Source organism: Sphingobium sp. Z007 (assembly GCF_900013425.1).
Lineage (GTDB): Bacteria > Pseudomonadota > Alphaproteobacteria > Sphingomonadales > Sphingomonadaceae > Sphingobium.
On record NZ_FBXK01000007.1, the window covers coordinates 1 to 13,179 of the forward strand.

Genomic DNA, 13,179 nt, shown 5'->3' on the forward strand with positions numbered 1-13,179 from the left:
TACCTCTGCAAATTGGGAAGTCGTATCAACCATCGGCTCGGCCAATGATCGGAAGCCAGCCCCGGCCTCCTTCACTGCATGGAGGATATTCAACAGATCGCGGGTGTTGCGGGCGAGGCGGTCTGTTGCCGTCACCATCAGCACGTCGCCATCATCTAGTGCGCCGATCGCGCGCTTGAGCTGGGGACGCTCGGCATTCGCTCCGCTAATCTTCTCGCGGTAGATTTTCACGCACCCAGCATCGGTGAGCTGGGCGATCTGCTGGGCCAAGTCCTGGCCGGTGGTTGAGACGCGCGCATAGCCGTAGATCATAGCCAAAATGGTGCATCAGATTTTTGCATCAGGAAAGAGGCCGGATTCCTGTGGGTTTCAATCTGATGCAAAACTTGTAACTTTCGGATCAACCCTACTGAATCAGGTCTCCTGGGTCCGGCCCTTCGTCCTCATGATCTTCCATCTCGGAAACCTCGCCCGCTGCAATTAGATCAGCCAACCTTACAGCACCGCGAACCAGAGAACTCTTAATCTGTGCCGTAAAGGCCGATCTCTGGGGCGGGTCTTTATACATGATGGCATTTTGCAAGTTTGTGTGGCTTGTGCCTTCTACATTAACAAGCACAGGCTTAAACTCACCTGGCCTATCCGCATCGGCTTCTAAGCGATAAGTCATAAATATGATATTGACCTGCGGGTCATTCTTAACATCGCTAGTTTTCATAAATGCCGCGCGGCCTAGTATATATTGATATACTTGCTCAGGAATAACCGCGACGATTTTCGATTTCCAATGGTGATGGAAATAGCCTTTTCGGATGAGTTGGGTAATATAGCGCTTGTATACGTTGTCCCAATTGAATCCGTATGTCGGCTTTTTCTCTAGATCTTCTCCAGCTCGCAAAGCCTGATAAGCAGGAAAAACAGATCCAGTAATATCAATGGCCTGAAGCTCTACCGACAGGAATTGGTCGATTTCCTTATCACTCTTGACGTCTGCGATAACGAAATCGACATTCCCGAAGCCCTCCATTTTGACTTCGCGGGCGATCTGCGGATCAGTAGGCTTCTCACCCGGCCAGCAATGTTCGATGACCTCTGTCAGAAAATCGACAGCGTAGAATCGCTTCGGACAGACGAAAATCAACTCTGGCCCTTGGGTCGATTTCCGGGGTGCAGGCTTCCAAAGACTGCACACGGGATAAGGCTCGCTGGGGAGTTGTGTGCTGCGCTTGGGGCATCGCGACTGAATGTACGGGCACTCGAAATCGGCGGCAGCAGGATCGACACCCTTTGCCGCCCGCCGACCTAATACCTCTCCAACAATCGACTCAGGTTCAAACGGCAATCGGGAGTTCCTCACGCAGGCTGGCTTTCACCTGCTTAGAGGCCATCCCTGCCGTATCCGCAAGAAGTAGTGCTTCGGCAACGCACTTCCCGAGTAGAGGCGGGACCGCATTACCGACCTGCACATATTGCTCTGTGCTGTTACCCTTGAACGTGAAGAAATCAGGGAATGATTGTAGCCTTGCTGCCTCGCGAACCGTGAACGAACGATCTTGGACGGGGTGAATATAGGCCCCCAATGCACATCGCACTTGGTCAATACTGTGCATGACAGGTCTGTTTTTTTGGGTCGACCATATCGCTTGGTATGATCGCTACGCTTGGCCAACTTCATGCCTGCGGGCAACAGGTCGATCGGTATGTCCCGCCATGATCCCCCAGCGGGAATATGTCGCATCCGCTCCTGGTTGATCCGCGATAGCCTAGATGCGGAATGGTTCTGCACGATAGTGCAGTCCCCTCTCAACAAAGCCTGATAGCTGTTTTGAGGCCGTTTTCCGTATGGTCGCGGCCCTGCACGATCGCCGTTTTCCAACTTAGGAAGATCGGAAATAGCATCCCAAACTGTCACGAAGGGCAACAAGCCTGGGCCATGTGTTTGTTCGGGGAACAAGATTGGCGCATCGGTGCGCGTGGCAATGAAAAACACGCGCCTGCGCTCTTGGGGCACCCCATATTCTTCGGCGCGGAGTACCTTCATATCGACGCGATAGCCGAGGCTTTTCATACCCTCGAATATCTCATGCACGATGCCGCCCCGCCGATCGACGTGATGCCGGTTACGTTCTCCATCACGATCCAACGCGGCTGAATGCCCTTCACGATCCGAAGATACTCGCGAAACAAGCCTGCGCGTGGGTCATTGACGCCTCGCTGGTGATTATAAACCGAATAGCCCTGGCACGGAGGACCACCGACGATCACGTCGATTTCACCCTTCTTGACGCCAGCAGCCTTTAAGAGCTGCTGTGCTGTAACGTCTTGGATCGGCCCGCCAATGAACTTGGCTTCTGGGTGGGTCGCGGAAAATGTCTCGCCTGCCCGGTCGTCATAATCCTGTCCCGCTAAGACGTGGAAACCCGCTTGCCGAAACCCTCGGAAAGGCCACCGGCTCCGCAGAAAAGATCGATGACGGTCATGTTATGGCGCGATTTCATCGGCTCCCCCTACGCTTCAATCCTGTCAGGGGAAGCGGCAGTTGCTGCTCATCCCCATCAGTACGCTCGATCAACGAGCTGATCGCATGACGGCCAAGCCATGCCTTCGACACCTTCGACCGAGCCGCAAGCCGATCGAAAGCGGCATATTCATCTTCGGACAGATTAACGGTGATCCGGTTTTTCGACGGCATAAGTTGCCTCACTTTGCCGCAAAGTGCAGCACTTTGCATCTCTATGCCTCCGGTTCAACGCCTAGTCAATTTCAAGTTTGTTCTCTTTTTGTTCTCATAAAAAGCCTGCAAATGCAATGCTTTCTGGAGGTAAATTTGATACAAATGTCGTCGCTATGACCATCATACCGATCGACCTTCCCGCGCTCCGCGCCCAGGTGCGTGCTATGGACTATGTACGCGGCACCGCTGCCGAAATGGAACAATGGCGCGAGCCAACGCCGAGGCGTGCGCCAATCTGGCGATCGAGGGCATGGACCTGACCATCGAGGAGCACGCCATGCTGGCGATGTTCATGGAAGAAGGCGTGCCGCCCTCGCTGGTGCCGCAAATCATCCTGAGCCTTTACGGCAAAGGATCTACCTCGACCGCTCCCGCTCCTGCTTCCGCTCGACCCTGATCCGTTTCCCCAGCATTTCCTCGTGGATCGGTTCGACCACGACCTTGGACACCCCCGCCTCATCCCGGCTTTTCAGCGGATCGAACACCCGGCCCTTGTCGAGCTGATCCGCGATCCAATCATGTGCCCGCGCCACATCAGCGGCAATGACAGCAGGATCGTTTCTATTCAAAGTCTCTGCCAGATGCTTGGCGAGGCGATAATGCCGGTATGCATTCTGTAATTCAGGATCGGCGTCGGCCTCCGGGCCTGTCGCAATGCGGAATCGCGCGCCAAGGGATACCGGCGCGCCCTTCGAGGTCGTGCTGGCCTGATCGCCGGTCAGCCGGTCGATCGCCTCGGCCATGACACCGAGCTGCCCCTGCATGGCCTCGACCTGGGCGGCCAGATTCTCGACTGCTGCCAGCACCGCACGCTGGGTCGCCAGCAGCGCCATTACCGGATCGTCGCTGTCATCCTCGCTCATCGCTCCATATCCTTGTCCTGCTCACGATCGCGCCGCCGCTCACGTTCCAGCGGATCGTGCTTCCCGATCTTGTCGAGCCGCCCCGCAATGCGCTCGGCCGCGCTGCCTGGCTCTGGCCCGTCCCGATCGCGCTCGCCGCGCTGGGCCGTCGCCTCCGCAATTCGCTCGGCCGCCCCGCGATCGGCGGCCTGATCCTGACGGCCCCATGCCGCGCCCAGACGATCACGCAGCCCTTGCGCCATGCCCTTGGCCTTGTCGCCCAGGCTACGCATTGTCTCCGCGATCCTGGCGCTGATGTCGCGCAGCTGCTGGGTCAGCTCGCGCCGCTCCTGATTGCGTGCCCGCACGGCCCGTTGTTCATCCCCGCGCTCGGTGGACGTGCCCTTGCGCTCCATCGCCACTGCCGACAACGGCACCTTGCCCAAAGGCTCCCGGCCTAGATCGTCTTCCCTCTCCGCGTCCCCTCGATCGCGCGCCGCCTCGCGCTGGTCCTTGAGCGAACGATGGTCGATGCGCTCATCGCACCCGGCACGCTCCAGGGCGCGGTTAGCGTGGTCCGCCCAGGCCGCGCGCCACCCCTCAAGCCGCTCGGCCGCGTTCCAGTCGCGGTTCTTCTTGCCGAACCCTTCGCCGGTCAAATCGCGCATCGTCAGCATGACATGCGCGTGCGGCTGCTCCTGCCCATCCGCCGAATGGCCCCGGTGCAGCGACACGTCCGCAATCATCCCCTGCGACACGAAATGCTCGCGCACATATCCCTCGACCAGCGCCCGCCGATCCTCCGCGCCCAATTCGCGCGGAAGGGAGATTTCGACCTCGCGGGCAAGCTGGGCGTCCTTGCGCTTCTCGGCTGCCTCGACGCCGTTCCACAGGCGCGAACGATCAAGCATCCAGTCGGGTGTGCGATCGGGGGCCATGATCTCCCGATGCTCAATGTCCGACTTGCGCGTGTAGTCGTGGCATTTGCCCAGGCGCTCGTCGGTCAGCCGCTCGCCCGATCGGTAGGCGGCGGCGGCGACCGCGCTGCGCCCGCTACCGCGCGAGATGACTTTGACGGAGCAATGGTAGATCGCCACGGGCCGCGCGCCTTCTTCCTTCCTTCACTTAAGGGGGAAGCCGTCCGGCGGGGCAAAGCCCCCACGAGGACCACGCACATCGCGCAGCGATGTATAAGCGTGCCCTTATCTTCGCTAAGGTAGCCTTGTTGCGATCCTCTTGCTATAGCGAACTGACAAGGAGGACCGCTATGGCGCGCACGCCCGTTGAAGAACGCCTTGAGAAAATGCGCGAGGAAGAGCGCAAGCTACGCGAGCGACGAAAGGCGCTAGAGGCACGGCTTTCCGCCGATCGTCGCAAAGCCGAAACTCGCGAGCGCATCATGCTCGGCGCGTTCATCCTTCACCACATAAACGAGGATACGCCCACTGGTCGCCAGCTTGGCCCGCTCTTGCAACGCGAGTTGCCGCTGTTCCTGACCCGCGAGCGCGATCATGCCCTTTTGCAGCCGCTGCTCGCTCGCCTGAAGAACCTCGAACGTGGACGGGAGGAACAATGAGCGGGCCGATCGTCGGGGAAGACAATAACGGTGGCTGCTGCCTAGCTGTCGTCGGTAGCCTGGCTGTCCTACTCGGCACGTCCTGGCTGCTCGAAAAGGTGCTGCCGACCGCGATCGCCAGCACCATTGCCTGGGTCGCGCTCGTCGTCTTCCTCGTCCTGGTCTGGAAGTTTGCCTTCAAGGGCCGCCGCAACGCGCTGCTCGGCTCGGCCGCCTTCGGTGGAATCGATGACGTGCGCGCCCTCGCGAGCAACAAGGGCGATCTCCTGATTGGTCGATCCTTCAGGACCGGCAAGCTGCTGCGCTATGACGGCCCCGCCCATCTCCTGACCATGGCCCCCACGCGCAGCGGCAAGGGTGTGGGCACCATCATTCCCAACCTGCTGACCATCGACCGCTCGGTGATCTGCATCGACCCCAAGGGCGAGAACGCCCGCGTCACTGCTCGCACCCGCGCCACCAAGGGCAAGGTGTGGTGCCTCGATCCCTTCGGCGTCTCCGGGCAACCCGCCGCCCGCTATAATCCGCTAGACCGGCTCGACCCGGAAAGCCTCGATCTGGCCGAGGACGCCATGACGCTGGCCGATGCCCTGGTCCACGATTCCGCAGGGCAAGGCGGCGAGGCCCATTGGAACGAGGAAGCCAAGGCGCTGATTGCGGGCCTGATCCTCTATGCCGTGGTCCACGAGGATCGCGAGCATCGCACCCTGGCGACGGTGCGCGACTATCTCACGCTCGCCCCAAAAACTTTGCCGATCTGCTCGTCCTGATGCAGGACAGCCGCGGCGCCGGCGGCCTCATCGCCCGCGCCGGCAATCGCCACCTCGGTAAGTCCGACCGCGAGGCCGCAGGGGTGTTGTCCTCGGCCCAGCGCCATACCCATTTTCTCGATAGCCCCCGCATCGTCGCCAGCACTTCGGCCTCCGACTTCACTTTTGCAGGGTTGAAGGAGGGGGTTTCCACGGTGTTTCTGTGCCTGCCCCTGACCGGCTCGATGCCTATTCCCGCTGGCTGCGCCTGCTGGTCGCCCAGGCGCTCACCGACATGGCGCGTTCGCCGGTCAAACCGGTGCGGCCCGTCCTGTTCCTGCTCGATGAGTTCGCCGCCCTGGGCAGACTCGAACCCGTCGAGCGGGCGATGGGCCTGATGGCCGGATACGGGTTGCAGCTCTGGCCGATCTTGCAGGACATGCACCAGTTGCGCGCCCTCTATGGCGAGCGTGCAGGCACCTTCCTGTCGAATGCCGGGGTGTTGCAGGCGTTCGGGTGAACGACCATGCGACCGCCGAACTGCTGTCCAAGTCGATGGGACAGGAAACCCTCGAATTTCGCACGGCGGGCTACTCCGAGACCCATGGCAGCATTTTTGAGCGTAGTAAGCATACCCGCTCGACCAGCACCCAGGTCAGCGCCCGCAACCTCATGAACCCCGACGAAATCATGCGCATGGGGCCGGACGAACAGCTGCTGATGATCCAGGGCAAAGACCCCCTCCGGGTCCAGAAAATCCGATATTACGATCAGCGCGAGTTCGCGGGGCTGGCTGATCCTGCCTGAGACGGCCCTAGGAGACGCGATCCGCACGATAGGGCACCCCCCCGCAGCGCATACCTTCGGCGGTTCTCCTGACCGTCTCTGTGCCCCTCCACAGGGACTGACAGGGCGATGGCGCACCTGACTTCGCCGTGCTTTTCCCCTGGGAAGCTTGCGGCCGGTAGGCCGCCTTGTGACGGCGAAGCCGTCGCGCATCAAAGGCGCATTGGCCGAAAGGCCAATTCCATATTCCTCGTCCTTTAGAGCGGCATTCTCTTCGCGCGCCCGCGTTGATTCTAGATTCTGGGATTCTATGATTCAGGGGGTGTCAAACACATTGAATATAAAGGCATATTCCGGACTTTCATGAGGAATGGGGTGGAGCATCATGAGAAATGGGGTGCCCTATTGTGAGTTTTGGGGTGGGGGTATCATGAGAAATGGGGTGCGTGAGATGAGAGCAATTTGCCTCTCATCTCATAATACCTTGACCTTGCCCGCCCCTCGCCCGAATGTCCGATTATGGACGGGACAGCCGACACAACTGGCCGCACGATGGAAGTGGCACGGATCGAGAAGGAACGCGGTTCCGACACGATAGTGCAGCCGCGCGAACTGGTGGAAGTCCGCTATGCGAGGGGGGTTTCCCTGAGCCTGTCAGCGCGCAAGGTCTTTGCCTTGATGATGCACCAGGCCGCTGGCGATGCCTGGCGCGACCAGGAACACAGAATCGCCAAGCGCATGTTGCGCGGCTCCCACAATTCCAACGATCGCCTTACCGAGACGATTGACGAGCTGATGGGCATCTTCTTCGCAATGCCCGACAAGGTGGACGGCGACCACGGGCGGCGCACCTTCCAGATGATCGAAGAGACGTTTGAGGGAGGGGAACAGGGGTGGTTGATCTACCGTTTCACCCGGCGTGCGCGCGACCTTCTGAAAGACAGCGAAGCCTACGCCCTCCTGCATCGGGCAACGGTGCTGGCCTTCGACAGCAAATATGCGCTCGAACTATACCAGCTCGGAGCCTTGCTCTACCGGCGAGACGTGCCGATCTGGCGCGGCGATGTGGAAACCCTGCGCGCCAAGCTGGGCGTTCCAGAGGGGGCTTATAGCTCGTTCGCTGACTTACGGCGTTTCGTCCTCGATGCCGCGACGGCCGAAATCAATCAGCTTGTCCCACAATTCTCCGTGGCGTGGGACGTTGCAAAAAGGCGGGCCGCAAGGTCATCGAGGTCGCAATAACCTTCCGCCGCAAACCACCAATCGCAGCGGTTGCCGCCGAAGAAGAAAACGAGCGACATCGCGCCGGTCGCCGCGCCCGTCGAGATGGGACGGCAGAGACGATAATGGACCCCAGTGCGATCATCGCAGCGACCGCTGCAAATCTGGGTGTGTCCGATGTTTTACGCTGGCCTGCCGACGATCAGGTGACGGAATTTGGCGCGGTCGAGCTGCATGCGATCGGCGTCACCTATGGTGGAGGACACGCGGTTCAGCGATTGGCGGATCAATATGCGCGAGTGCGAGCCGACAAGCGGCGTCAGCTCCGAGGCGATGCTCTGCGTGAAGACTGGACGACTTGGGTAAGGGGTTGCGCGGAAAAATGGAGTAAACCCTAGTGGTTGTCGCTCTTTGGGTTTCACGATACCCTATAGAAACAGGGATACGTTCCCGGTTGGAAACGGGGGAATAAAGCATGGCAACCGTCTCGATGACGAAAGGGGCCGAACTGGCCGGGGTCAGCAAGGGGACCGTCTCAAAAGCTCTTAAATCTGGCCGTCTTAGCTATGCTGAGAAGACCGATAACGGCTACCTCATAGACACTTCCGAACTATTCCGGGTGTTCCCCCCGAAACAGAAAGAAACGGTTGCCGAGTCCCGCTCCGAAACCCATTCTGGAAACAGCGAAACCCCAATAAATTCAGGGGGGTTGCAACGTGAGATTGAACTGTTGCGTGAACAGTTGCAGGACCGCGATAGCGTAGTTGCCGATCTACGGCAGAGGCTCGACAAATCAGAGGATGAGCGGCGAGAGGCGCAGGCGCGGGTGATAGGATTGCTGACCGGCCCGGAGCCTGCGGAATCCAAGCGCGGCTTTTTTGGTCGGTTGTTCGGCAAGGCAGATGATTGATCTGCGCGCAGCTCGCTATCGTCCGACGAGCCGCGATATCGTTGCCTGACTGACGTCAAACAGCGCCGCGACGGTGCGCTGCGTATCACCAGCAGCCAGTCTCTCCAGTGCCTCGGACTGCTGGTGAGGGGTGAGAGCCGCCTTGCGACCGAATTTGACACCACGCGCTCTTGCCTGGACACGCCCTGCGGCGGTGCGCTCGGTGATGCGCTCCCGCTCCCAACTGGCTGCGATCCCAACACCGCGATTATTACCTGGCCCAGTCGGCCCGAAGCTGCGATTTTGGCCAGGTTGAAGAACGAACACTGAACGCTTGATTGATTCTACCAGGACCGTTGCTGACCACCGACCTCGTAGATATCGGCTTCCATGGAGCAATTGTAGCTCTCTGCGATGTTGAACATCTCGGAGAGGAGGCTTTGGATTTCCTCATCAAGGGAAATGCCATCCGGATCGGGGTCATAGGCGACGGTCAGTTTGTAATCACAATTGCCGTTTTTTACCATGGCGTAGTCGCGTTCCAGCATCGCCTCAATCCGCTCCCGAGCGGGTTTTCTACCTCTTCCACGCTTGTTGAAGTTCTCGATAATCAGATGCAGGGCGATGCTGGCAGTGGGCGGCTTTTCCGGCAGTTTGGTCTGTGACGGAATAATGTCGAGCGCCCGATAGACGGTCATTCGTGAGACCTTCAGGTCGCGGGCAACGCGGGCCTTGCTGGCGCCGGCGGCAAGGCGACGGCGGATTTCATCGTCATCGACGTTCTTCTTCCGGCCTTTGTAAACGCCTTCGGCGCGCGCCGCTTCGATCCCGGCGCGCTGACGATCCTTGATGAACTTCAGCTCCATATCGGCGACCATGCCGAGTATGGTGATGACCATTCGCCCCATGTCGCCCGCCGTCGTCACCTCTGGCTCAAGGATGCGCAGCGAAGCTCCCTTTTCATCAAGCTCATGCACCAGGTTCAGGACATCGCGCGTGGAGCGGCCGAGCCGGTCGAGCCGCAGCACGACCAGCTCGTCGCCGGTGTGCATAAACTGCATGATCGTTTCCAGTTCCGTGCGCCCGCTCCGCGAGGCCCCGATCCGGTCTCGGAACGGATAATTTCGCAACCTGCATTCTTGAGGCGGCCAATCTGGATATCCAGATCCTGGTCCGTGGTGCTGACGCGGGCATATCCGATACGAGCCAAGTGCAAAATCCGTCACATTAGGGTGGCTCTTGCAGTGTATCGTCACATTGAGCGCAAACCCACCCTTTTGTGACAGACGAATGGTGTCACTCGGCCCTATCACTCTGGGGTGTACCCAAATGTTATAGGCCGATCAGCCGCCTCACGCTGCAAGCCGTCCAAAATCAATCCGGTCGTTCAGGTCGAGGTCGAAGCGGCCATAAGGGTTCACATGACTGTAGATCAACGGCGTGAGACCACGATAATCTTCCGGCGTCATCCGCCCCGCCCACTTCGGCTCAACCAGTACGGTCTGAAGCATGCGGGTGTTCACATACACCAGCGACGCTTGCAGGAGGTGTAGCGCCAGAACGGAGATTTCCTGCTCATGGATGCGGTTGGTGGCGATCTCGCCGCCTTGCCGAAGAACACGAAACCATTAGCGCCGTTCCAGTTCTCAACCACATTCAGCCCTTCGTGGATCTCGCGGCGGAATGCCTCCTGACGCAAATACCGGCATAGGAAGATTGTTTTGACCGCGCGCCGAGTTCACTCAGCGCCTTGTAGGTCGGGTGCATCACTTCGGCTCTGGCAAACCGGAGCAGGATCGCTTCCGGATCGGCGGTGCGCGATTGCATGGCAGCGGCATATTTGACCATTTCGTCATATTGTTGCTCGATCTCGTCCCAGTCGATCGGGCTGGAGAGGATCGGCAGTAAATTGGAAAGCCGCGTGCGCATGCCGGCTTGGGGAAGGGCCAGTTTCTGGCGTGCCACTGCTTTCAGCCGCGGGGCAAGCTCAAATCCAAGGAGTCGGCAGAACGCAAAGCCGACTGCGCTCTGGCCGTGGCTATCGACGTACTGGCGCTGGATTTCCATGTCGGTGCAATGGCGTAGCACGCCTTCGATCATGGAGGCGACCTCCGAGGAAGAGCACCGCTTGAGCTGGGAATAAACGCAGGTCGCGCGCTTCTCCACATGCCAGTAGATCATGACGCCACGGCCGCCATAGCGGGCGTGCCATTCCGTCATCAGGTTGCGGTCCCACGCGCCGAACTTCGTTGAATCGGACGCGCATGCCGTGCCCGCATCTCCCCATACTGCGGCATTGCGGATTGCCAGTGTCGCGTTTGCTACCCGCGCGCACGCCTCCCTCAGCGCTGGCGCGTGGATGAAACGGCGATGGACATGCAGCAATTCCTCGTAACTGACATCGGGTGTTGCGCCAGCGACCCGCTTGAGCCCGGCGTTCGTGCCCAAGCCATAGAGACACAGCAAAAGACGCTGAGCCAAGGCTGCTTTCGACAGGGTAACCCGCGAGGCCGACGTTTCGAAAGCATCCATCAATCCCGTGTCCAGAGCAGCCTCTTTCAACACGTCCAGCAGTCCGGTCATCGGCCAGCGCTGACCGATCTCGCTTTTGATCGAAGCGAGACCCTTCGGTTCGGGCAAGGGCTTGAACGGTGTAATCGATATCCGGTTGTCGCCGCGCCACAGGAGCCGGACCTTGTCGTTTTGTGGAATATTGGCATTGAGGAGCAACAGTTCCCGTTCAAGCTCCTCCCGGATCGAGGCGCAAAACGCCTGCGCATCTGGCGTCAGGCTGAGGCCGGAATAGTACGCATCTCGCCTGATCTCGAAGTCCTTGGGAAGATCGTCATCGGGATTGCGATAGCGATCCGCCCCGACCACCCAGATTTCTTTGGAGCGGATGCGGTCGCGCAGTTGCGTCAGGACGCAAAGCTCATAGCTGATCCGGTTTACCCGCCCATCGTCATCAATGACGGAACTGCGCCATCGCGCTGGAATCACCTCATCGATCGGAACATCCTGCAATGGCACGAAGCGGCATCCGCCATCCACCTTGCTCCTGATCCAGTCGAGGGCCGCCAGGACCGGCCGCCACACCGCGTTGTTCGACCGGAACTCAAGTACGGAAAGCAGGCTTGGCAGCATGCGCCGGTAATGATTGGCCCAGGAACCACGCATCACCTTGTAGATGCGCCGGTCCAGAGCGCCCTTCGCATGGCTCTCCTTGACGATCGCCGCCAGCTTGGCCTTACCGGCGATCGGGAAAATGACATCGCAGATGCGCCCCGATGGTTCATTGATCGAGGCGCTGGCGATCTCGACCAGCAGGCGCTCCTTTCCATAGACCCGCTCGATGTCTTTCGCGATATCGCCCACCACCTTGCGTTTCGAGCGCGTTCCGATCTTGTGAACGGTTTCGATCAGCAGGTCGATCATCGCGTCAGTGAGTTGCGCCTCCCGCGACATTAGATAAATCGCATAAAGGCCGAGCTGTCGCGCCGGCGCATGCCGGCGCATCTCCGAGGCCTTTTCACCGGCAACGCGGCGAACAATCTGATCGACCCATGGCTTGCCCGTAGCCGTCAGGAGATCATGGGGAAGATCAAGTCTCTGGATAAAGGCGAGTTTCTCGGTCACGTCGAGAATGTTGTCGAGCGTTGCCTGTCCGGCGTCACCCTTCATCCTGTTGAATCCGGTCGAGCTGTCCGGATCGGCAAGCGAGGCTTCCAATAACGCCACCGCATCTGACGAAAGCCGATCACTGGCTCCGATCAGCCAGGTGTCCAGATAATCTTGCCGTTGTGAGCGAACGACACGTTCAAGCTCCTTGCGCGACGGCCCATAAATACGCCGGTCCCGGCACCACAGGAAAACATGCTCAAGCATGGCATTGATCGACTGGCCGCCCGGGCACAGCTCGCCAGCAATCCATTCCGTCAATTGCGCGCGATCCACCCGCTTCATGCGGTGATATCCAAGATGGATCAGGATCTCCGCACAATGCCGTCGTGCTGTCCGACTGGAAAAGTCATAACCGGCTATCTCGCCAGCCTCGACACCGAGTTGCTCGGCCAGATACGAGAGGCCATCGGTAGGGATTGAGCCGGGATCGATCGCGAAAAACCCAGGGAAGCGAAGAATTTCAGCTGCGCGGCGAGGCCAAGGCGCGTCAGGGCCGGCTTCGAATTTACAAAATCAATATCGGCAAAGCTCAGGCTCCATCGTCCGATCAAATCCCCGCCCGGAATACTCCGATCCATCAACCCACTCCCTATGATGGAGCGAACTGTCCTCTTCTATGATTTCCATCGTCAATACCGAATGCCACGTTCCCAAAACGTTCTCCGACTTGGCCAAAATCGCAGCTTGGGGCCGACTGGGCC

14 protein-coding genes and 4 pseudogenes are annotated in these 13,179 nt (G+C 59.5%); 6 read left to right on the top strand and 12 right to left on the bottom strand.

The annotated features are described in order from the left end of the window. The 6 genes and pseudogenes from CEQ44_RS23745 to CEQ44_RS23760 all read right to left on the bottom strand — a co-directional run. Positions 1 to 312 (bottom strand): recombinase family protein (locus tag CEQ44_RS23745; RefSeq protein WP_144036365.1); only part of this gene is annotated, 312 nt, incomplete at its 3' end. Positions 313 to 406: 94 nt separating this feature from the next. Continuing rightward, positions 407 to 1,342 carry a NotI family restriction endonuclease gene (locus CEQ44_RS23750; RefSeq protein ID WP_158230102.1) on the bottom strand — a complete coding sequence of 312 codons (936 nt, stop codon included), beginning with the start codon at positions 1,340 to 1,342 and terminating at the stop codon, positions 407 to 409. Then, positions 1,332 to 1,610, bottom strand: coding sequence for a DNA cytosine methyltransferase (locus tag CEQ44_RS25320; RefSeq protein WP_306424896.1), 279 nt, complete (start codon positions 1,608 to 1,610; stop codon positions 1,332 to 1,334). Before CEQ44_RS25320 ends, CEQ44_RS23750 begins: the two co-directional genes overlap by 11 nt. 404 nt (positions 1,611 to 2,014) lie before the next feature. Continuing rightward, positions 2,015 to 2,068: pseudogene (locus CEQ44_RS25325) on the bottom strand (hypothetical protein); the annotation flags it as partial. Beyond that, on the bottom strand, positions 2,065 to 2,460 hold the full coding sequence (locus tag CEQ44_RS25330) for a DNA cytosine methyltransferase (RefSeq protein WP_306424898.1): 396 nt from the start codon (positions 2,458 to 2,460) through the stop codon (positions 2,065 to 2,067). The gene CEQ44_RS25330 and the pseudogene CEQ44_RS25325, both read right to left, overlap by 4 nt. 34 nt (positions 2,461 to 2,494) lie before the next feature. Then, positions 2,495 to 2,731 carry a CopG family transcriptional regulator gene (locus tag CEQ44_RS23760; protein ID WP_088183825.1) on the bottom strand — a complete coding sequence of 79 codons (237 nt, stop codon included), beginning with the start codon at positions 2,729 to 2,731 and terminating at the stop codon, positions 2,495 to 2,497. A 205-nt stretch (positions 2,732 to 2,936) separates the two neighbouring features. Between CEQ44_RS23760 and CEQ44_RS23765 the strand changes: the two genes are divergently transcribed. Then, positions 2,937 to 3,131, top strand: coding sequence for a hypothetical protein (locus tag CEQ44_RS23765; protein ID WP_306424897.1), 195 nt, complete (start codon positions 2,937 to 2,939; stop codon positions 3,129 to 3,131). Here CEQ44_RS23765 and CEQ44_RS23770 read toward each other — a convergent pair. Together CEQ44_RS23770 and mobQ are read right to left on the bottom strand one after the other, a co-directional pair. Beyond that, positions 3,091 to 3,597 (bottom strand): hypothetical protein, encoded by a 507-nt coding sequence (locus CEQ44_RS23770; RefSeq protein ID WP_088201830.1) that lies wholly within the window; start codon positions 3,595 to 3,597, stop codon positions 3,091 to 3,093. The genes CEQ44_RS23765 and CEQ44_RS23770 overlap by 41 nt on opposite strands. Next, the gene (gene mobQ, locus CEQ44_RS23775; RefSeq protein WP_088183823.1) at positions 3,594 to 4,673 is read right to left on the bottom strand and encodes a MobQ family relaxase; all 1,080 of its coding nucleotides are present in this window, start codon (positions 4,671 to 4,673) and stop codon (positions 3,594 to 3,596) included. The genes CEQ44_RS23770 and mobQ overlap by 4 nt, the downstream gene beginning before the upstream one ends. Positions 4,674 to 4,843: 170 nt before the next feature. Between mobQ and CEQ44_RS23780 the strand changes: the two genes are divergently transcribed. The 5 genes and pseudogenes from CEQ44_RS23780 to CEQ44_RS23795 all read left to right on the top strand — a co-directional run bounded on the left by CEQ44_RS23780 (position 4,844) and on the right by CEQ44_RS23795 (position 8,818). Further along, positions 4,844 to 5,152 carry a mobilization protein gene (locus CEQ44_RS23780; protein ID WP_088201831.1) on the top strand — a complete coding sequence of 103 codons (309 nt, stop codon included), beginning with the start codon at positions 4,844 to 4,846 and terminating at the stop codon, positions 5,150 to 5,152. Beyond that, a pseudogene (locus CEQ44_RS23785) lies at positions 5,149 to 6,708 on the top strand (type IV secretory system conjugative DNA transfer family protein). The gene CEQ44_RS23780 and the pseudogene CEQ44_RS23785 overlap by 4 nt, the downstream one beginning before the upstream one ends. 498 nt (positions 6,709 to 7,206) lie before the next feature. Then, positions 7,207 to 7,929 (top strand): replication initiation protein, encoded by a 723-nt coding sequence (locus CEQ44_RS25235; protein ID WP_256960061.1) that lies wholly within the window; start codon positions 7,207 to 7,209, stop codon positions 7,927 to 7,929. Between the two features lie 104 nt (positions 7,930 to 8,033). Beyond that, positions 8,034 to 8,306, top strand: a complete 273-nt coding sequence (locus tag CEQ44_RS25240; protein WP_256960062.1) for a hypothetical protein — start codon at positions 8,034 to 8,036, stop codon at positions 8,304 to 8,306. Between the two features lie 77 nt (positions 8,307 to 8,383). Beyond that, the gene (locus CEQ44_RS23795; RefSeq protein ID WP_059153716.1) at positions 8,384 to 8,818 is read left to right on the top strand and encodes a hypothetical protein; all 435 of its coding nucleotides are present in this window, start codon (positions 8,384 to 8,386) and stop codon (positions 8,816 to 8,818) included. A gap of 15 nt (positions 8,819 to 8,833) precedes the next feature. Here CEQ44_RS23795 and CEQ44_RS25440 read toward each other — a convergent pair whose 3' ends face one another. The 4 genes and pseudogenes from CEQ44_RS25440 to CEQ44_RS25260 all read right to left on the bottom strand — a co-directional run bounded on the left by CEQ44_RS25440 (position 8,834) and on the right by CEQ44_RS25260 (position 13,056). Next, entirely contained in the window at positions 8,834 to 9,124 is a 291-nt protein-coding gene (locus CEQ44_RS25440; protein ID WP_373557356.1) for a recombinase family protein, read from the bottom strand. A 17-nt stretch (positions 9,125 to 9,141) separates the two neighbouring features. Beyond that, positions 9,142 to 10,007, bottom strand: a pseudogene (locus CEQ44_RS23805) (recombinase family protein). A 142-nt stretch (positions 10,008 to 10,149) separates the two neighbouring features. Next, positions 10,150 to 12,937 (bottom strand): annotated as a pseudogene (locus CEQ44_RS23810) (Tn3 family transposase). Then, a complete protein-coding gene (locus CEQ44_RS25260; protein WP_256960066.1) occupies positions 12,835 to 13,056 on the bottom strand; it encodes a hypothetical protein in 222 nt (73 codons plus the stop codon). The pseudogene CEQ44_RS23810 and the gene CEQ44_RS25260 overlap by 103 nt, the downstream one beginning before the upstream one ends. Positions 13,057 to 13,179 lie beyond the last annotated feature (123 nt).